The 19798-nt window shown below is 73.3% G+C and carries 14 protein-coding genes and 1 pseudogene; 3 read left to right on the top strand and 12 right to left on the bottom strand.

Translation table 11 applies throughout. The features are described 5' to 3' along the window. Positions 1–193 precede the first annotated feature (193 nt). Positions 194–2050 carry a translation elongation factor 4 gene (gene lepA, locus NUM_RS17590; RefSeq protein ID WP_207125971.1) on the bottom strand — a complete coding sequence of 619 codons (1857 nt, stop codon included), beginning with the start codon at positions 2048–2050 and terminating at the stop codon, positions 194–196. Between the two features lie 426 nt (positions 2051–2476). Between lepA and rpsT the strand changes: the two genes are divergently transcribed. After that, positions 2477–2743, top strand: coding sequence for a 30S ribosomal protein S20 (gene rpsT, locus NUM_RS17585; protein WP_030449741.1), 267 nt, complete (start codon positions 2477–2479; stop codon positions 2741–2743). Between the two features lie 303 nt (positions 2744–3046). Here rpsT and holA read toward each other — a convergent pair whose 3' ends face one another. The 4 genes from holA to NUM_RS17565 form a co-directional block, all read right to left on the bottom strand. Continuing rightward, positions 3047–4003: a DNA polymerase III subunit delta gene (holA, locus tag NUM_RS17580; protein ID WP_207125970.1), complete on the bottom strand. Its 957-nt coding sequence runs from the start codon at positions 4001–4003 to the stop codon at positions 3047–3049. A gap of 133 nt (positions 4004–4136) precedes the next feature. Next, complete coding sequence (locus tag NUM_RS37680) at positions 4137–6410, bottom strand: ComEC/Rec2 family competence protein (RefSeq protein WP_207125969.1); 2274 nt, start codon at positions 6408–6410, stop codon at positions 4137–4139. A gap of 587 nt (positions 6411–6997) precedes the next feature. After that, positions 6998–7708: a helix-hairpin-helix domain-containing protein gene (locus tag NUM_RS17570; RefSeq protein ID WP_370467011.1), complete on the bottom strand. Its 711-nt coding sequence runs from the start codon at positions 7706–7708 to the stop codon at positions 6998–7000. Positions 7709–9214: 1506 nt separating this feature from the next. Next, positions 9215–9415 carry a hypothetical protein gene (locus NUM_RS17565; protein WP_207125968.1) on the bottom strand — a complete coding sequence of 67 codons (201 nt, stop codon included), beginning with the start codon at positions 9413–9415 and terminating at the stop codon, positions 9215–9217. 28 nt (positions 9416–9443) lie between these two features. On the opposite strand from NUM_RS17565, the gene NUM_RS17560 reads away from it, so the two are divergent. After that, a complete protein-coding gene (locus NUM_RS17560) occupies positions 9444–9689 on the top strand; it encodes a hypothetical protein (protein ID WP_207125967.1) in 246 nt (81 codons plus the stop codon). Positions 9690–9822: 133 nt separating this feature from the next. Here the strand turns inward: NUM_RS17560 and NUM_RS17555 are convergent, their stop codons facing one another. The 3 genes from NUM_RS17555 to nadD are packed head-to-tail and all read right to left on the bottom strand — an operon-like array spanning position 9823 to position 11473. Further along, positions 9823–10419 carry a histidine phosphatase family protein gene (locus NUM_RS17555; protein ID WP_207125966.1) on the bottom strand — a complete coding sequence of 199 codons (597 nt, stop codon included), beginning with the start codon at positions 10417–10419 and terminating at the stop codon, positions 9823–9825. Further along, on the bottom strand, positions 10416–10808 hold the full coding sequence (rsfS, locus tag NUM_RS17550; protein WP_207125965.1) for a ribosome silencing factor: 393 nt from the start codon (positions 10806–10808) through the stop codon (positions 10416–10418). Before rsfS ends, NUM_RS17555 begins: the two co-directional genes overlap by 4 nt. A gap of 44 nt (positions 10809–10852) precedes the next feature. Then, a complete protein-coding gene (gene nadD / locus NUM_RS17545) occupies positions 10853–11473 on the bottom strand; it encodes a nicotinate-nucleotide adenylyltransferase (protein WP_207125964.1) in 621 nt (206 codons plus the stop codon). Positions 11474–11933: 460 nt separating this feature from the next. On the opposite strand from nadD, the gene NUM_RS17540 reads away from it, so the two are divergent. Next, the gene (locus NUM_RS17540; protein ID WP_207125963.1) at positions 11934–12755 is read left to right on the top strand and encodes a TylF/MycF/NovP-related O-methyltransferase; all 822 of its coding nucleotides are present in this window, start codon (positions 11934–11936) and stop codon (positions 12753–12755) included. 53 nt (positions 12756–12808) lie between these two features. Here the strand turns inward: NUM_RS17540 and NUM_RS17535 are convergent, their stop codons facing one another. From NUM_RS17535 to NUM_RS17520, 4 genes and pseudogenes are all read right to left on the bottom strand, one after another. After that, complete coding sequence (locus tag NUM_RS17535) at positions 12809–14116, bottom strand: phenylacetate--CoA ligase family protein (protein ID WP_207125962.1); 1308 nt, start codon at positions 14114–14116, stop codon at positions 12809–12811. Positions 14117–14182: 66 nt separating this feature from the next. Then, positions 14183–16651 carry an aminopeptidase N gene (gene pepN, locus NUM_RS17530; protein WP_207125961.1) on the bottom strand — a complete coding sequence of 823 codons (2469 nt, stop codon included), beginning with the start codon at positions 16649–16651 and terminating at the stop codon, positions 14183–14185. Positions 16652–16898: 247 nt separating this feature from the next. Further along, complete coding sequence (pepN, locus tag NUM_RS17525; protein ID WP_207125960.1) at positions 16899–19436, bottom strand: aminopeptidase N; 2538 nt, start codon at positions 19434–19436, stop codon at positions 16899–16901. A gap of 160 nt (positions 19437–19596) precedes the next feature. Then, positions 19597–19798 (bottom strand): annotated as a pseudogene (locus tag NUM_RS17520) (hypothetical protein); the annotation flags it as partial.

The raw sequence follows: 19798 nt of genomic DNA, 5'->3' as shown, positions 1-19798 counted from the left end.
CGGCTGCTCCGGACCATCCGAGGTCGACAACGCCGCAACGAACGCCTCCTGCAGGACCTCCACGCGGCCCCGACCAACACAGCATCCGCTTCCTACTTCTTCGGCTGCTCCGGACCATCCGAGGTCGACAACGCCGCAACGAACGCCTCCTGCAGGACCTCCACGCGGCCCCGACCAACACAGCATCCGCTTCCTACTTCTTCGGCTGCTCCGGACCATCCGAGGTCGACAACGCCGCGATGAACGCCTCCTGGGGGACCTCGACGCGGCCCACCATCTTCATCCGCTTCTTGCCTTCCTTCTGCTTCTCCAGCAGCTTGCGCTTGCGGGTGATGTCACCGCCGTAGCACTTGGCCAGCACGTCCTTGCGCATGGCGCGGATGTTCTCCCGGGCGATGATCTTGGTACCGATCGCGGCCTGGATCGGCACCTCGAACTGCTGCCGCGGGATCAGCTTGCGCAGCTTGGTGGTCAGCTGCACGCCGTACGCGTAGGCCTTGTCCTTGTGCACGATCGCGCTGAACGCGTCGACCGGCTCGGAGTTGAGCAGGATGTCGACCTTGACCAGGTCGGCGGACTGCTCGCCGGACGGCTCGTAGTCCAGCGACGCGTACCCGCGGGTGCGCGACTTGAGCTGGTCGAAGAAGTCGAAGATGATCTCCGCCAGCGGCAGCGTGTAGCGCAGCTCGACCCGGTCGGCGGACAGGTAGTCCATGCCGAGCAGCTTGCCCCGCCGGTTCTGGCAGATCTCCATCACCGCACCGACGAAGTCGTTGGGCGTGAGCACCGTGGCCCGCACCACCGGCTCGCAGACCGCGGCGACCTTGCCCGTCGGGTACTCGCTCGGGTTGGTGACGATGTGCTCGGTGTCGTCCTCCAGCTCGACCCGGTAGACCACGTTGGGCGCGGTGGAGATCAGGTCGAGGTTGAACTCGCGCTCCAGCCGCTCCCGGATGATCTCCAGGTGCAGCAGGCCGAGGAAACCGCAGCGGAAACCGAAGCCGAGCGCCGCCGAGGTCTCCGGCTCGTACGCGAGGGCGGCGTCGTTGAGCTTCAGCTTGTCCAGCGCGTCGCGCAGCGCCGGGTAGTCCGAGCCGTCGATCGGGTAGAGCCCCGAGTAGACCATCGGCTTCGGGTCGGAGTAGCCACCGAGCGCTTCGGCCGCCGGCCGGCCCAGCGCGGTGACGGTGTCGCCGACCTTCGACTGCCGGACGTCCTTGACGCCGGTGATCAGGTACCCGACCTCACCGACACCCAGCGCCGGCGACTTGGTCGGCTCCGGCGAGATGACGCCGAGCTCCAGCAGCTCGTGGGTGGCACCGGTGGACATCATCGTCAGCCGGTCGCGCGCCTCGATCCGGCCGTCGACCATCCGGACGTAGGTGACGACGCCCCGGTAGATGTCGTACACCGAGTCGAAGATCAGCGCACGCGGCGGCGCGGCCGGGTCACCGGTCGGCGGAGTGAACTGGCGGACGATCTCGTCCAGCAGCTCCGGCACGCCCTCGCCGGTCTTGCCGGACACCCGCAGGCAGTCGGCCGGGTCGCCGCCGATCAGGTGCGCCAGCTCCTCGGCGTACTTGTCGGGTTGCGCCGCGGGCAGATCGATCTTGTTCAGCACCGGGATGATGTGCAGATCGTTCTCCAGCGCCAGGTACAGGTTGGCGAGCGTCTGCGCCTCGATCCCCTGCGCGGCGTCGACCAGCAGCACCGCGCCCTCGCAGGCGGCCAGGCTGCGCGACACCTCGTAGGTGAAGTCGACGTGCCCGGGCGTGTCGATCATGTTCAGCACGTACGGCTCGCCGGCCAGCCCGCCCTCGCGCACCGTCCACGGCATCCGGACGGCCTGGGACTTGATCGTGATGCCGCGCTCGCGCTCGATGTCCATCCGGTCGAGGTACTGCGCGCGCATCTGACGCTGGTCGACCACGCCGGTCAGTTGCAGCATCCGGTCGGCCAGGGTGGACTTGCCGTGGTCGATGTGCGCGATGATGCAGAAGTTGCGGATCCGCTGCGGATCCGTGACACCGGGATCGAGCTGGTGTGGCACGCGGAGTCCGTTCTGTTCGAGGCACGTCGTGGGTCTCGGGCACGCCGTGGCCGGTCTGCGGTACCGGCGCCGTCGGGGCTGGCGTGCCGGCGTCGTCCATGCTCCCACGAACGCCGGACGGCACACCGGGCAGCGGCGACGTGCCGACCCGGCGGTACGGTGGCGACCCGGCGACGACGCGCCGATCGGGCAACGTGGTCGTTATCGGACTGTTCGCCCACGAACACCGCACGCTCGGCGCAAGCCCCGGTTCGCATCGGCACCACCCCACACCGTACCGACCGGGTCAGACCACGGCCGCTGTGGCGGTGTACGACGCGGCTGGTAGCCTGATGCTTCGTGTGTGCCGCCGCGTCGTGGACGCGCGTGCACTTTCTGCCGGCAGGCAGGCCCCGATCCGTACCGACCAAGACTGAAGGCTGTCGCGTGGCGAACATCAAGTCCCAGATCAAGCGCAACCGGCAGAACGAGAAGCGCCGCCAGCGCAACAAGGCGGTCAAGTCGTCGCTCAAGACGGCGATTCGCTCGTTCCATGAGGCGGCCAGCGCCGGCGACTCGGCGAAGGCCGAGACCGCGCTGCGTGACGCATCGCGCAAGCTGGACAAGGCCGTGAGCAAGGGCGTCATCCACAAGAACCAGGCGGCGAACCGCAAGTCGGCCATCGCCAAGCAGCTCCAGCAGATCTCCGCCTGACGGCGGCGACGCCCGGGCACGCCCAGCGGGGCCGGCCGGCACCATCCGGTGTTCGGCGACCCCGCTTTTGGCGTACCCACTTCCCGGCCCGGGGCATACCCGCTGAGCCCGGGGGCGTACCGGCTTCTTGCCCTGGGCGTACCCGCTGAGCCCGGGGCGCACCGGCTTCTGGCCTGGGGCGTACCCGCTGTGCCTGGGCGTACCGGCTTCTGACTCTGGGCGTACCCGCTGTGCCCGGGTCGTGCCCGGTTCTGGCGGTCCCGCCCTCGGCGTAGCCGCCGGGCCGAGCAGCTCTGCCGCAGGTCAGCGGCCGCGGGCCCCGACCACCGCGAGAATGGCGCGTTCCAGCGCGTAGCCCCGGTTGTCGGCACCGCCCTTGACCTCGGCATTCGCCGCGGCCGCGGCATGCATCGCCTGCGCCAGCCCTTCCGGTGACCAACCGCGGGCCTGCCGCTGAGCGCGCTCGATCTTCCAGGCCGGCATGCCCAGCTTCGACGCCAACTGGTACGGGTTGCCCCGCACCCCGGCCACCCGCGACACCGTGCGCACCCCGTCGGCCAGGGCATCGGCGATCGGCACCGGGTCGACCCCGATCGCGAGCGCCCAGCGCAGCGACTCCAACGCCGCCGACGAGTCACCGACCATCGCCGCATCCGCGACGGTGAACCCGGTCACCTCCGACCGCCCCTGGTAGTAGCGGTTGACGATGTCGACGGTCAGCCGCCCGCCCGTGTCCGCGACCAGTTGGGCGCAGGCCGAGGCGAGCTCGCGCAGATCGTTGCCGACCGCGGAGATCAACGCCTCCGCGGCGTCCTCCGGGCACCGCCCACCGAGGCCCTTCACCTCGTCGCGGACGAAGCTGACCCGCTCCCGCGGCCTGGTGATGCGTGCGGCGCGGACCACCTCGACGCCTGTCTTCTGCAGCCCGTCCGCGAGTGCCTTGCCCTTGTTGCCACCGGCGTGCGTCAGCACCAGGCAGACGTCGTCGGCCGGGGCAGCGGCGTACCCGAGCAGCGCCGCGACCAGGTCCTTCTTGGCGTCCTGAGCGCCGCGGATCACCACGACCTGACGGCCACCGAACAGCGACGGGCTCGTCAACGCCGCGAGCTCGCCCGCGGTCAGCCCGCTGGCGTCGCGCTCGGCGGGCTGCGCGTCGGGCTCGACCGCTCGAACCGCGGCGACCACCTCGGACACGGCGCGCGCGGCGAGCAGTTCCTCGTCGCCGAGGACCAAGCGGATCGGCGGTGGTGTCTGGTTCACCGCCCCATCCTGGCACGCTGCCGACCGGCCCGGATCCTGACCGCCGGCCCCAGCGGGGTGATCGGCGCGTCACACCCTCCCGCGACTTCACCGGCGCACCCGGCGACGGATGCCCCGCCCACCGATGCCCCGCCTACCGATGGCCCGCCCACCGATTGGCCGGCACGCGGCATCGGCGGCGGCGCGACGAGCGGCCGGCACGCCGCGTCACTGCCGGCGGCAACGCTCGGTCGGCGGGTGGTTGCCGTCCCGGTGGCGGGCCCCGTCGGGCCACGGCCAGCCCGTGCCCGGTGTCGACGACCGCAACGTCGCCGTCCCGGTCGGTGCGCAGCACCCGGATGCCGGCCGCGGAGATCCTCGACAACAGTCCCGGGTTCGGGTGTCCGTAATCGTTGTCCACGCCGACCGACACGACCGCGACCTCGGGGGCGACCGCCCCGACGAAGCCCGGATCCTGGTGCTTGCTCCCGTGATGCGGAACCTTGAGAACGTCCGCATGCAGCGGCGCGCCGTCGACCCGCAGCTCCTGCTGGAGTTCCGGGCCCGCGTCACCGGTCAGCAGGATCGACACCGACCCGACCACGGCCCGCAGCACCACGCAGTTGTTGTTGGTGTCGGACTCGGTGCCCGTCATCGGCTCCGGCGGGCCCAGCGCGGTCAACGTCAGCATGCCCGCCCGGTAGCGCCAACCGGCCGGGACCGGGAACGGCCGCAGGCCGTGCGCGCCGGCGACCCGTTCGACTCGGGCCCGTCCGCCGCCGGTACCGCGAAAGCGCGACACCCCGACCGCGCCCACCCGCCGACCGTCGAACACGCCCGCGACCCCGCTGACGTGGTCGGCGTCGTCGTGCGTGAGGACCAGCAGCGGCACCGACCTGACACCGAGCCGGCGCAGGCACCCGTCGATCGCCGTCGGTTCCGGCCCGCTGTCGATGACCACCGCCTGCCCCGGCGCCACCCGAAGCACCAGCCCATCGCCCTGGCCGACGTCGCAGGCGACGAACACCCAGCGGTCCGGCGGCCAGCCACCGGCCACCCAGCGCACCGGTGCGGCACCCACGAGCACGCAGATGACCAGGACCAGCAGCAGCCGACGGGCGGTGCGGTGTCCGGCGAGAGCGATCGCGGCGACCAGGATCCCGGCCAGCAGGACGGCGCCGAGCACCCCGACCGGCCACGGCGCCACGGCGGCCGGGGCACCTGCCGTGGTGTGCGCGACCAGCACCAGCCAACGGCACGGCCACGCGGCGAGCCAGGCGAGGGCATGCGCCGCCGTCGGCGAGATCGGCGAGACCACCGCGGCGGCCAGCCCCAGCACCGTGGCCGGTGCCACCGCGGGTTCGGCCAGGACGTTCGCCGGCACGGCGAGGAGGCCTACGGTGCCGGAGAAACCGGCGATCACCGGCGCGCAGGCGACGTGTGCGGCGGTGGACACCGCGACCACCTCGGCGATTCCGCGCGGCACGTGGCGGCGGCGCAGGGCATCCCGCCAGGCCGGCGCGAACAGCAGCAGACCGAGCGTGGCGAGCGCCGACAGCACGAAGCCGAGTTGTAGCGCCAGCGTGGGATCGGCAACCAGCAGGAGCAGGACCGACGCCGCCAACCCCGGGACCGCCGCGCGCGGGCGGTGCAGCGCCAGCGCGAGCAGCCCCAGGCCACCCATCAGGGCGGCCCGCAGCACGCTCGGGTCGGGCCGGACGAGCACCACGAACCCGACCGTGGTCGCCGCGCCGACCAGGGCAGCGACGCGCGGACCGGCCCGCGCCCACCGGGCCGCCAGCAGGACGAACCCGAGCACGACGGCGAGGTTCGAGCCACTGACAGCCGTCAGGTGCGTCATGCCCGCCGCCGTGAAGTCGGCGTGCACGATCGGATCGAGCCGGCTGGTGTCCCCGTCGACCAGGCCGGGCAGCAGGCCGCCGGGGGCGGCCGGCAGATCGCGGCAGGCGGCCTGCAGACCGGCCCGGAGCCGGGCGGCAACCAGCTGGTACCACGGTGGACGGCCGATGCGCCGTGGCGACTCGGTGATCGACAGGACCGCGACGGTGCCGTCGGCACGCTGCGGTGGCGTCAGCCGTGCCGTGACAGCGAGCCGCTGTCCCGGCAGCACGCTGCGCCAGGTCGGGTCGTTGCCGAACCCGATGACGGCCGCATGCGCCCGGACCGTGGGGCCACCCGCCACCGACTCGAAGCTGGTCATCGTCGCCGGAACCAGCCAGGTCGAGCCGAACGCGCTGCCGGCGATGGCATGCGGATCACCGGTGACGGTCAGCTCGGCGTGCACCAGCCGGTGCTGCCGGATCGGGTTCGCCAGCGTCTCGAGCTGCGCGGGGTAGGTGTGTGCCGCGGTCGTCGCTGCCCCGCAGCCGGCACCGAGCAGCACCGACACCACCAACCGCAGCGCCACCGCGACCCAGCCCGTGGCACGGCCGCCCGGACCGGCGCCGGACCGGCCAGGGCCGTGGGCGCCGATACCGTGCGGGGCCGCACGTGGACCGAGGCCATGCGAGCCAGGACCATGCGAGCCAGGGCCATGCGGGCCGCGGCCATGCGAGCCAGGACCATGCAGACCGGGGCCATGCGGGCCGGGGCCATGCGGGCCGGGGCCATGCGGGCCGGGGCCATGCGGGCCGGGATCGGGCCGAGCGGCAGCCGGACCGCCAGCGTCATGTCGACCGGCACGGTCGGCATGGCCGGCGTCCGGCCGGCTGGCAGCACCCTGGCGGGTGCGGAGATGCGCGAGGATGCCGGCCGCGCCGGCCATCGCGAACGCGAGCGCGGCGCCGGCCAGGGCTGCCGACGCCGGCAGCCGGATCGCCGCCAACACGGCGAACCAGCAGCCGGCCGCCAACCCGACCAGCCGCAGATCCGGCCCGCGACGCGGCCGCCGCGGACCGGACGGGACGGGGCCGTGCTCGTGCCCCGTGCCGCGGGCGCGACCGTGGGGCACCGGCCCCGACGGGGCCCCCGGGTCGCCGGCCGGCGGCGCGCCCATCAGACCGTCACCAGGTCCCTGAGATCCGCGTACCGCGCGTCTCCGATGCCGCTGACCTGCTTGAGCTGCCCGACCGAGCGGAAGCCGCCGTGCTCGGTGCGGAACGAAATGATCCGACCGGCGAGCGTCGGGCCGACTCCGGGCAGCGTGTCGAGCTGGTCGGCGGTGGCGGTGTTGAGGTTGACCTTGCTGGCCGGGTTCGCCGAGCCGCCCGGGGCACCGACACCACCGGCGTCGGGCGGCGGGGTGACACCGACCGCGATCTGTTCGCCGTCGACGAGCCGCCGAGCCTGGTTGAGCAGGCCGAGGTCGGCACCCGGGAGCACACCGCCGGCCGCCCGCACCGCATCGGCCACCCGGGAGCCCGCCGGTACCCGGACGACGCCGGGATGCCGCACCTTGCCCACCACGGAGATCACCAGCTCGCTGCCGGCCGACGCGGACGGTGGGGCGCTGGGCGCGGCGGCCGGCACTCGCGGCGGCTCGACCGGATCGGTCACCGGCCGCAGCCGCCACGCCACCACCCCGGCGGCCACCACGACGACGACCGCCAGCACGACCAGAGCACGCAGGCCCCGCCGGCCGGGATCGAGCAACGCGCGCCGGACGCCGAGCAGCCGGGCCGAACGGTCGTACCACCGGTCCGGCCCGGCCGACACGGTGGCGGCATCGGCCGGCTCACCCGGCCCGGCACCGTCGAGGTCGACCACCTCGATGGCGTCGGTCGACCCGACCGTGATCGGCGCGACGCCGACGAGTTCGCGGGTGTCCGCCGCAGCTGTGGTGGTCGATCCGGAGCCAACGGGCGCACCACGGTCAACCGGACCGGCCCCGACCGGGGCGGGCTCGACGGATCCGCGAGCGTCGGTCGCATCACCGGTGACCGGGCCGGTCTCGAGCGGCGGAGAAGCGTCAGCCGAACGGGCGGCGACCGGCCCGGAGCCCGCGGGTTCGTCGACGTCGGCCGTGCCGGGCGCGACCCGACCGGGTCGGGCGGGCTCACGAACGCCAGCCGACGCGGCCTGGTGCGGCCCGGAGCCGGCAGCATCCGCGGCACCGGCTCGCTCTCGCTCGGCTCCGTCCGACCTGGTCCCTGTCGACGAGGGCAGCCCGGCGGCGGACCCGACCGGGAGGTCGTCGTGGCGGGCCTCGCCGGTCGGCGCGTGGCGGCCGAGTTGAATCCGCGGGTCGGCGGGGAGGGTGCGATCGAAGTGCAGATGCCGGCGGTACGGAACCGAGCCGACGACGGTCCAACGACCCGGCACCGCGACCCGAGCGGGCTCGTCGCCCGGATCGGCGCGGGTCGTGGTGGCCGTCCGCGCGGCGACGGCCCTGTCTGGGGCTGACGACGTGGTTCGACGATCGGGATCGAGCAGGGGCAAGCCATCGAGCAGAGGCAAGCCGTGGCCGGGAGCGAACGGCGCCCGACGGTCGGGGACGAGCGGCGTGCCCCTACCGGGTTCGAGCGGTGGCGACCCGTCGGCTGTGTCGAGGGTCAGGGGTGACCGGGGCGTCGGGACATGCGAGTCGCGCCCGGGCCCGATAGCGGCGCCGGACGGCAGCTCAGCGTGTTGCGAGTCGCGGCCGGCCCCGATAGCGGCGCCGGACAGCAGCTCAGGGTGTACGGCCGGCGGCGGCTCGGGGCCAGCGCCAGACGGCGAGCCGGACGGCGATCCGGGGCGGGTGACCGGCAGGAGTCGGTGCAGCCGGAGACGGGTGGTGTCGGCGAGTATTTCGGCACGGCGGGAGGCGAACACGCGGCGACCCTAGGCAGCCGCCACCGCGCGCTGCCGGCATCGAAGCGAGATCTGTGGACAGCCGAGGGGGCTGTGGACAAGCTGGCGTTTCCGACCCGCCCGTGGTACGCAGCACCGGCCGGATCGCCGTGCGCAGCCACCTTCTCGTGGCCAGGCGGGCCACTGCCTGACCGCCGTAAGCACCGCTTTCCGCCGCACGGCACCGTTGCCCCAACCAGCCCGGCCGCACCGCTGCCCAACCACCGCTGCCCAGCCATGGTGGCACCGGCGTCCGGCCACCACCGCCGCCACAGCCGCCACAGCCGCCACAGCCGCCACAGCCGCCACAGCCGCCACAGCCGCCAAGGATCGTCCGCAGGCGTCGGGCCGGCCGTTCCCACCCGCCGGTCGACCATCGTACGGCCGGCCACGCCGGATGTCCGCCGCCGGCACCGTGGGGTACCGGCGGCGGACGGTGGCTCAGTGGGCCTTCGCGGAGACGACCTTGAGCATCGGGCCCTGCATGCAGTGGCTCATCAGTCCGTGCTCGATGTAGCCGCGGACCTCGACCGACGCCTGCGGCTGCAGCACCTTCCTGGCCGTCGCGTCGGCGCCGACCAGCTCGTACGTGCCGCCCGAGCCGCGAAGGATCGTGCAGCCGGGCTCGACGCCCTGGGTCACGGTCCCGGTGTAGGTACGGACCGTGCCGGTGGCGGGCGAGCTCTTCGTCGGCGCCGGCTGGCTGGGCCGCGGTGCACCGCTCGACGGGGTCGGCGACGGCGCGGCCGAGGTGCTCCCGGACGGGCTCGGTGCGACCGAGCCGCTGGGAGAGCCCGAACTGCTGGGCGAGGGTGATCCGGCCGCCTGCGTGCCGCTTGACTTGCAGCCGGTCAGCAGCATCCCGCCGAGCGCCGCGACCAGCAGCGCGAGCCCTGCCGTACGGACATGTCGGTGACCGGGCCGGACGCGTGTCGTCGCCGTTTCCCCGGACCGGTTCCTCGCGTCAACACTCATGTCGGTTGGACGCGTGCGGGGCCCGGGAGGTTCCGTGCGAATCCCCCGGATTCACCGGCCCGGTCCGGTCGGGTTCAGCCGCCGATGTTGTGCGCGATCAGCCGCCAGCCGGCGCGGCCGCGGCGCAGCTCGCTCCAGTGGCAGTTGGCCAGGGAGCCGAGGGTCGAGACGATGCGGTCCGGCCAGCCGAGCAGCGCGCCGACCCCGCGCCGGGCGGCGCCGCCGTGGGTGACCACGACGACGGTGCCGCCGGGTGCCCGGCCTGCGGCGTCGAGCAGCGCCGTCGACATCCGCTCGGACACCTCGGCGAGTTCCTCGATGCCGGCGATGCGGACCGGTTCACCGGCCCGCCAGCAGGCGAACTCGGTCGGGTACCGCTGGGCCAGCTCGTCGTCGGTCAGCCCCTCCCACGGCCCGTACCCGCGTTCCCGTAGCCGGGGGTCGGTGGCGACGGTGAGGCCGGTGGCGGTGGCGATCGCGGCGGCGGTCTGCGCGGCGCGTTGCAGGTCGCTCGCGACCAGCACGTCGGGGTGTTGGGCGGCGAGCAGGTCGGCGGCTTTCTCGGCCTGTGCGTGCCCGATCTCGGACAGCTCGATGTCGGTCTGCCCCTGGATGCGGCCGGAGGCGTTCCAGCCGGTCTGACCGTGCCGGCAGATCAGCAGTCGGGTCACCGACCGGGCTCTCCGGCCTCGGCGACGACGGCGGGGTCGGTGAACGGGATGACCGGGCAGTCGCGCCAGAGCCGGTCGAGCTCGTAGTAGGTGCGCTCCTCGTTGCGCTGGACGTGCACGACGACGTCGGCGTAGTCCAGCAGCACCCAGCGGCCGTCGCGCTGGCCCTCGCGCCGGATCGGCTTCTCCCCGGTGGCGAGCAGCCGCTCCTCGATCGCGTCGACGATCGCCTTGACCTGCCGGTCACTCGGCGCGGACGCGAGCAGGAACACGTCGGTGATCACCAGCTGCTCGCTGACGTCGATCAGGACGATGTTTTCCGCCTTCTTGTCGGCGGCGGCGGTGGCGGCGGAGAGCGCCAGCTCACGGGCGTGTTCGGTGGCGGCCACGGATCCCCTTCCGTACTGCGGGTGACGCCTTCAAGCCTCTCACATCAGCGGGGCGGATCGACCGGTCCATTTCGGTACAATTTGCGCTTTGCGATGTACTGGACCACGCCGTCGGGTACCAGGTACCAGACGGGTTTGCGGTCGACGACGCGGCGGCGGCAGGCGCTGGACGAGATCGCCATCGCCGGTACCTCGACCAGCGACACGCTGTCGCGCGGCAGGTGCTCGGCGGACAGCTCGTAGCCGGGCCGGGTGACGCCGACGAAGTGCGCCAGCTCGAACATCCGCTCGGCGTCCTTCCAGGACAGGATCGCGGCGAGCGCGTCGGCGCCGGTGATGAAGTACAGCTCGACCCCCGGTCCGTAGCTTTCCCGCAGGTCGTTGAGGGTGTCGACGGTGTAGGTGGGGCCCGGCCGGTCGATGTCGACCCGGCTGACGGCGAAGCGCGGGTTGGACGCGGTCGCCACCACCGTCATCAGGTAGCGGTCCTCGGCCGGGCTGACCCGCACGTGCTCCTTCTGCCAGGGCCGGCCGGTGGGGACGAACACGACCTCGTCGAGGCCGAACCGGTCCTGGACCTCGCTCGCGGCGACCAGGTGCCCGTGGTGGATCGGGTCGAAGGTCCCGCCCATGATCCCGACCCGGCGACCACTGTGCTGCTGCATCCGCGCATCGTAACCAGCGGTCGGGCCCCGAACGCCCGGCACTTTCCCAGTCTTCGGGCCGGCTCCCACCAGGGACGGGCCCAACCGGGCGTACGGGCCGATCTTGGCGGGCAGGCGGGTACCGCCGTCGCGGTTTGGTCGCCGCGGCGATCGGGCACCGGATCGGTGCGACACCGGGGGACAAGGTGGAGGTCACCGTTGCCGTGTGATGCCGTCGGGCCAGGTCCGCGGGCCGTGCTGGGCCGAGCGGCGCCGCACCGGCGAGCACGCGGCGTTGCTGGTCAGATACGCTCCGGCGGTATTGTCCGGATCGCACGATCCACCTCGTTCGAGGGGTTTCAGGCTGATCGGTACCGACGTAGGGTGCACCGGTACGAGACCGCGCCGCCACCCAGGCGGCAGACAGCTGGCGCACATCGTCGTCGGGACACGAGGTAACCAAGACACGATCGGAGAGTTGATGAGTGGCGTGATCAACGGGCTGTTGGAGCGCACGACCGGCTACCGCCTGGTGAACAGCGGACGCTCCGCCAAGGCCGCGCGCAGCAAGCGGGACGACGCCACGGCGCGGCCGGCGGCGAGCAAGCCGAAGCCGCGGGGCAGCGGACTGCCGGCCGATTTCGACGACGAGGCCGTCGCGATCATCAAGAAGGTCTCCGACCGCACGATGACCGGCCCGGAAAAGCTGTACGGCCTGATCTCCGCCGTGCGCTACGTGCACCGGTACGACGTGCCCGGCGCCATCGTCGAGTGCGGGGTGTGGCGGGGCGGCTCGATGCAGGCCGTCGCCCGCACCCTCGACGGCTACGGCGACTACTCGCGCGATCTCTTCCTGTTCGACACGTTCGAGGGCATGCCGCCGCCCACCGAGGAGGACGTACGGGTCCGTGACGGCCGCAGCGCCGAGCAGCTGCTGGCCGGCGCCAGTGAGACGTCCAAGGTCAAGGCGATCGCCTCACTCGACGACGTCCAGGCCGGCTTCGCGGACGTGCCGTACCCGAAGGAGAAGGTGCACTACGTGCAGGGCATGGTCGAGGACACCATCCCCGAGCAGGCACCGGACGAGATCTCCATCCTGCGGCTGGACACCGACTGGTACGCCTCGACCAAGCACGAGTTCGAGCACCTGTACCACCGGCTGTCGTCCGGCGGCGTGCTCATCATCGACGACTACGGCTGGTGGGACGGCTCGCGCCGGGCGACCGAGGAGTTCCTCGACAAGTCCAGCGCGCGGCTGCTGCTGACCCGCGCCGGTTCCGGGCGGATCGCCGTCAAACCCTGAGCAGTGCACTGCCGGCCGGCGCCCGGTCCGTTCTGGTCGGGCGCCGGCCGGACTCAGTCCAGGTCGGGCAGCGGCGGTTCACCGGACTCCCAACGGTGCAGCCGAACGGCCTTGCCGACCTCGGTGCGCGGCAGCACGCCGGGCGTCCCGACGCGTACCTCGCAGCGCAGGCCGAGCCGCTCGTGCAGGGCCGCCGACAGCCGTTCGGAGACCGGCGCCGGATCGCCGTCGACGGCGAGCTCGCCGCACACCACCAGCCGGGTCTGCGCGGTGCGGGTGTCCAGCACCAGCAGGTACTGCGGGGCCACCGCCGGGTCGGCCAGCAGTACCGACTCGATCTCGCTCGGGTACACGTTGACGCCGCGCACCACCAGCATGTCGTCGGCGCGGCCGACGATGCGGCTCATCTTCACCGAGGTACGCCCGTCCGGGCTCGGCGTGCGATCGAGCCGGGCCAGGTCACCGGTGCGGTAGCGCAGCAGCGGCAGCGCCTGCTTGGTGAACGTGGTGAACGTCAGCTCGCCCAGCTCGCCGTCCGGTACCGGCGCGTCGCCACCCGGGTCGAGCGCCTCGACGTAGAAGTGGTCGTCCTGGACGTGCAGCCAGCTGCCGGAGTCGAGCGTCTGGCAGGCGACGCCGGGGCCGATGATCTCGGACAGGCCGTAGATGTCCAGCGCGCGGATGCCCAGCAGCGCCTCGATCTTGTCGCGCATCGCGTCGGTCCACGGCTCGGCGCCGTGCACCCCGACGGTCAGGCTGATCTCGTCCGGCCCGACGCCGGCCGCGGCGAACGCCTCGCCGAGATACACCGCGTACGACGGGGTGCAGGTCAGCGCGTCCGGGGCCAGGTCGGTGATCAGCCGCACCTGGCGGGCGGTCATGCCGGCGGAGATCGGCAGCACCGTCGCGCCGAGGGCACGGGCGCCGTGGTCGACACCGAGGCCGCCGGTGAACAGGCCGTACCCGTACGCGTTGTGGATCAGCGAGTTCGGGGTGATGCCGGCGCCGGCCAGCGAGCGCGCCATCACCTGACCCCACAGCCGCAGGTCGGACTCGGTGTAGCCGACGATGGTGGGCCGCCCGGAGGTGCCGGACGAGCCGTGCAGGCCGGCGAGCGCGGTCCGCGGCACCGCGAGCATCCCGTACGGGTAGCGCTCCCACAGGTCCGCCTTGCGCACCACGGGCAGCCGGGGCAGGTCGGCGAGGGTCAGCTCGGCGCCGCCGGTCACGCCGGCCGCGCGCAGCCGGTCGGCCTGCAGACCGTCGGCCGCGAGCAGCCGGTCGACGAGCGCCCGCAACCGCCGTTGTTGCAGCGCGGCGCGCTCGTCGGTCGACATCCGTTCGGCCCGATCGAAGATCATCGGTGATCCTCCCTGGCAGCGGGCCCTCTTCATACCATCAGCTACGAGCGTCGACCGTCCCCGAGCTCAGGCGGAGCGGGCGGCGAGCGCGATGCGCACCTCGTCGCGGCCGGTGGCGAGGGCGCGGCGCACGCCCGCGGCCAGGTCGTCGCGCGCCAGCAGCGTCTCGGCGGCGGCGACCGTACCGGCGGACACCGCGTAGCCGGGGAACGACCAGCCGGCGAGCCGGCCCGCGAGCTCGCCGCTGCGGCCGGCGGTCGCGGGGAGGATCTCGGCGAAGTAGCGCGGCACGTACGGCGCGGTCAGCTCGGCCTGCTCGGGCTGCCAGAAGCCGCGGGCCAGCGCCTCCAGCTGCCGATTGGTGAGGGTGTCGTCGACCGTCATCGACTGCCAGGCCGCCTGCTTGGCACCGGCGTCGGGCAGCGCCGCCCGGCAGCCGGTCGCGTGTACCGCGCCCTGCCCGGTGTGGTCCCGCGCCAGCTCGGCGTCGATCTCGGCGGGGCCGGCCGCGCCGAGCACCACCAGCCGGCGCAGCAGCCGCCAGCGCAGTTCGGCGTCCAGCAGCACGCCGGCCGAAACCTCGCCGGCCAGCAGCCGGGTCAGTTCGGCCGGCTCGGTCAGGCAGGAGACGAGGGTACGCAGCGCGGTCAGTTGCCGGCCGCTGCCGGGCGCGGCGTCGGCGAGCATCGCCCGGCAGGTCTCGGCGAGGGTGTGCAGCGCCGCCGGCCGCCGAGCCGGGTCGAGGTACCGGTCGGTGACCTGTCCCCGCGCGTTGGCCAGCATGGTGGCGGCCAGCGTCGGGGACGCCTCACCGGGCACCGCCGCGGCGACCAGTTCGACGAACGCGACCGGCGGCCGGTCGGCGGCGCGGGTGGCGTCCCAGGCGACCGTCCACAGCAGCGCCCGGGTCAGCGGGTCGGTGGCCGCCGGCAGCAGCCGCGGCAGGTCGCGCATCGCCCGCTCGGCCAGCCGTACCGTGGCGAAGGTCAGGTCGCCGTCGTTGACCAGCACCAGGTCGGCGCCGTCGGCGAGCCCGGGTACCGCGGTGTACGCGCCGGCGATCTCGACCTCGACGCGGTGCTCGCGGGTCAGCGTGTCGCCGTCCAACCGGTAGCTGCCGATGCCGATCCGGTGGGTCCGCAGCGGCGCGCCGTGCACCCCGTCCTGCCGCACCCCGACCCGTCCATCCACTGTGGACAGTCTGAGCCGGTTGGTACCGGCGGTGCGCAGCCACTGGCGGGCCCAGCCGGCGACGTCCCGGCCGCTCGCCGCGGCCAGCGAGTCGACCAGGTCGGCCAGCGTGGCGTTGCCGTACGCGTGGCGGGCGAAGTGATCGCGCAGCCCGCCGAGGAACGCCTCGTCGCCCAGCCAGGCGGCGAGCTGGCGCAGCACCGAGGCGCCCTTCGGGTACGAGATCATGTCGAAGTTGACCAGCGCGCTGTCCGCGTCGGGCACCTCGTCCGGCGCGACCGGATGCGTCCAGCTGGACTGGTCGGCGGCGTAGCCGGCGAGCTTGTTGTGCCCGGCGAAGCTCGCCCACGCGTCCGCGTAGGCGCTGGCCTCCGGCAGCACCCGGTAGGACAGGTAGGTGGCGAACGACTCGTTCAGCCACAGGTCGTCCCACCAGCGCATGGTGACGAGGTCGCCGAACCACATGTGCGCCATCTCGTGCGCCACGATGGCCGCCCGCGTCTCGAGCTCGGCGTCGGTCACCGCGGAGCGGTACAGCAGTTCGTCGCGATGGGTGACGCAGCCCGGGTTCTCCATCGCGCCGGCGTTGAACTCCGGCACGAACACCTGGTCGTACGTGTCGCCGAAGCCGTACCGCACGCCGAACAGCGCGTGGTAGGCGTCGAAGCAGCGTGCGGTCAGCGTCAGCAGCTCGTCCGCGGCCGCGGCCAGCGGTTCGGCCAGCGAGGCGCGGGCGTGCCAGCCGAGCCGGATCCCGTCGTGCTCCCGGTGCTGCGACACGTACGGCCCGGCACACACCGTGGTCATGTAGGTGGCCATCGGCCGCGTCTCGGTGAACTCCCACCGCCCGGCCGCGACCTGCGCGCCGCGCTCGTTGGCCAGCACCGTCCACTCCTCCGGTACCGTCACCGCGAGCGTCACCGGCGCCTTCAGGTCCGGCTGGTCGAAGCAGCAGAAGATGTTCTGCGCGCAGTCCAGGAAGCTCATCGCGTACACGTAGACGTTGTCGTCGGCCGGATCGACGAACCGGTGCAGCCCCTCACCGGTGTGCGAGTAGTCGCCGTCGGCGACGACCACCAGCTCGTTCTCCGCGCCCAGGTCGGTCAGCGGCAGCCGGTTGTCCTGCAACGTCGGGTCGAGCTCGCGGCCGTTCAGGGTGGCGCTGCGCAGCGTGCCGCGCAGCTCCGCGAACGTGTCCGTCCCCGGTTGCGCGCAGCCGAACCGGATCGTCGAGACCGACCCGAACCGCTCCGCCCCCCGGGTCAGGTCCAACTCGACCCGGTAGGAGCGGACGGTCAGCTGGTCGGCGCGCGCTCGCGCCTCGGCATGGGTCAGGCTCGGCATCCCGCCATCATGCCCAGCCGGAGCCGATCATGGTATGGCCGGGTGGAGAGCGCTTGCCGCCCGGCTTCCCGTCGGGCCGGCGCCGCCGGCCCGACGGTCCTCGTCCCCGGACACCAGCCATCGTCCCGGAGACCAGCCATCGTCCTGGAGACCAGCCACCGTGCGGGAAACGGCCATCGTCCCGGAGACGGCCACCGTCCGCCCGAGACCGGCTTCCGTGCGCCGGAGACCGGCCGCCGGAGTACGGCTACCGGCTGCTCGTCGGCGCGACGGCCGCGGCGCGCGCGGCCAGCGCGACCCGGATCTCGTGGTCGGCCTCGACCACCTTGCGGCGCAGCATCGGCGCCAGGTCGTCGCGGGCCAGCAGATCGGCGCCGAGCCGCGCGGTGCGCTCCGACACCGCCGTCGACGGGTAGCCGAAGCCGACCGCGACGAGCAGCAGGCCGGGGCTGCGCCAGGCCGCCGTGCCCGGCAGCTCGGCGAAGTAGCGCGGCACGTACCCGTCGGTCAGCGCGGCGTGTTCCGGCCGCCAGAACCCCTCCCCGACCGCCGCCAGGTGCCGGTTGGAGATCGACCGGTCGGCCATCAGCAACTGCCACGCCGCCTGCTTGGCCGCGGGGTCCGGCACCGCGGCCCGGCACCGGGTCGCGGCCACCTCGCCCGCGGCGGTGCGGTCGGCGGCCAGCTCGGCGTCGATCTCGACCGTCCCGGCCAACCCCACCGTGACCAGCCGGGTCAGGATCGCCCACCGCAGCTCCGCGTCGACCGGGACGCCGTCGGGCACCTGCTCGCCGCGCAGCCACGCGGTGAGCAGCGCCAGCTCGTCGTCGGTGACCGCGCACCGGGCCAGTACGGAGGCGGCGAGCAGCCGGTGTGGCCCGGACAGCAACGCGCGGGCGAGCCCGGCGAGCCGGTGCAGGGTGGCGTCCCGGCGCTCGGGTGGCAGGTAGGTGTCGGCGGCCTGCTCGCACAGCCGCAGCACCGACGGCGGTACGCCCGGCGACGGCTCCGCCGGCAGCGCCGCCGCGGCCAGCGCGACGAACCGCTCCGCCGGCCACCGACCGGCCCGGACCAGCTCCCAGGCGTTGGTCCACACCACCGCCCGCGACGCCGCGTCCGGCATCGCCGGCAGCAGCTCGCCGAGCCGGTCCAGCTCGGTCGGCGTCAGGTCGACCCGGGCGAAGGTCAGGTCGGCGTCGTTGAGCAGCAGCAGGTCGGCGGCCGGCCGGCCGACCAGCTCGGGTACCGGCACCGCGCCCGGGTCCGGGTCGTCGGAGACCGGCAGCGTGACCGGGACGCTGTCGTGCGCACCGGTCGCGGAGTACCAGCCGATCCGGATGCGGTGCGGGCGCACCGGGCCGCCGGCCGGCGCGGACCGCGCCACCTCGACCGACGAGTACCGCCCGTCCTGGTCGAGTGCGGTGCGCGCGGTCAGCACGTCGACCCCGGTGGTACGCAACCAGCGGTCCGCCCAGGTGGTCAGGTCGACGCCGCTGACCTCCGACATCGTGCCGATCAGGTCGGCCAGCGTCGCATTGCGGTACGCGTACCGGGAGAAGTAGGCGCGCAGGCCGGCGAAGAAGGTGTCCTCGCCCAGCAGCGCCGCCAGCTGGCGCAGCGCCGAGGCACCCTTCGGGTAGGAGATCGAGTCGATGTTGAGCAGCCCGTGCGCCACGTCCGGTACGTCGGTGGGCGCCACCGGGTGCGTCGCCGGCCCCTGGTCCGCCCGGTAGCCGGGGATCTTGCGGAACACGCTGAAGAAGCCCCAGGCGTCGGTGTAGCGGCTCACCTCACCGACCACCCGGAAGCCGAGGAACTCGGCGAACGACTCGTTCAGCCACAGGTCGTCCCACCAGCGCAGGGTGACCAGGTCACCGAACCACATGTGCGCCATCTCGTGCGCGATCACCATCGCCCGCAGCTGCCGTTCCGAGTCGGGCACCGCCGACCGGTAGAGCCACTCGTCCCGGACCGTGACGCAGCCGATGTTCTCCATCGCCCCGTACAGGAACTCCGGCACGAACACCTGGTCGTACTTGCCGCCGAACGGGTAGCGCATCGCGAACGTGCGCTGGTACCAGTCCATCGTCCGCTCGGTCAGCTCGAACAGCTCGTCGGCCTGCTCGTCGAGGTGGTCGGCGAGGCTCGCCCGGCAGTGCCAGCCGTAGGTGATGCCGTCGTGCTCCCGGTACACCGAGTGGAAGGTGCCGGCGCACACGGTGAACAGGTACACCGACATCGGCCCGACCGGCTCGAACTCCCACCGGGCCGCCGCCCCCGCGCCGGTTTCGGGGACCCCGCGGGTACCGGAGCCGTTGCCGAGCACCGTCCAGTCGGCGGGCGCGGTGACGGTCAGCGTCACCGTCGCCTTCAGGTCCGGCTGGTCGAAGCAGGCGAAGATGCGCTGGGCGTTGTCCGGCGACGAGGACCCGCACAGGTACGCCTGGCCGTCGGCCGGATCGACCGCCCGGTGCAGCCCCTCGCCGGAGTTGGTGTACGCCCCTTCCGCGGTGACCACCAGCTCGTTGTCGGCCGCCAGCGGGGGCAGCGCGAGCCGGTTGTCCGCGTACGCCAGGTCGATCGGCGCACCGTTCAGGGTGGCCGCGACCGGCCGGCCGGTCAGCTCGACGAAGGTGGACTCGCCCGGTGCGGTGCACCGGAACCGGATCCGGCTCACCGAGCCGAACACCTCGTCGCCACGGGTCAGGTCCAACTCGACGGCGTACGACTCGACGGCGAGCAACGCTGCCCGGCGAACGGCCTCGGCCTGGGTCAAAGACGGCATCCGTTCATCATGCCGGTACCCGACCAGCGCCGCCCGCTCGATCGCACCGGGCCGGCGGCCCCGCCGGGTACGCCGAAGGCCGTCGGCCATGGCACGGCGGTCGGTGACCGGGACCCACTCCGGTCGCACCGCGCGCCGTGCTCCCGGAGCGGGTGGCGGGTCAGAACAGCGTGCCGGCCAGCGTCGCGATCAGCACGTACACCGGGAGCGAGGCGAGGCAGATCAGCGCGCCGAGCCGCGGGGTGCGCTGCACCGCGCCGCCGACCCGCGGCCGGCACAGGAGGCCGACCAGCAGCACCCCGGTCAGGAACGCCAGCAGCGGGAAACCGCAACAGGTCCAGCCGTACACGGAGATCTGGCCG

The sequence above is a fragment of the Actinocatenispora comari genome, assembly GCF_017312725.1.
In the GTDB taxonomy this organism is placed as follows: Bacteria; Actinomycetota; Actinomycetes; order Mycobacteriales; family Micromonosporaceae; genus Actinocatenispora; species Actinocatenispora comari.
Note: the sequence above shows the minus strand (reverse complement) of the source record. Positions and strands in the feature narration are given on the sequence as shown.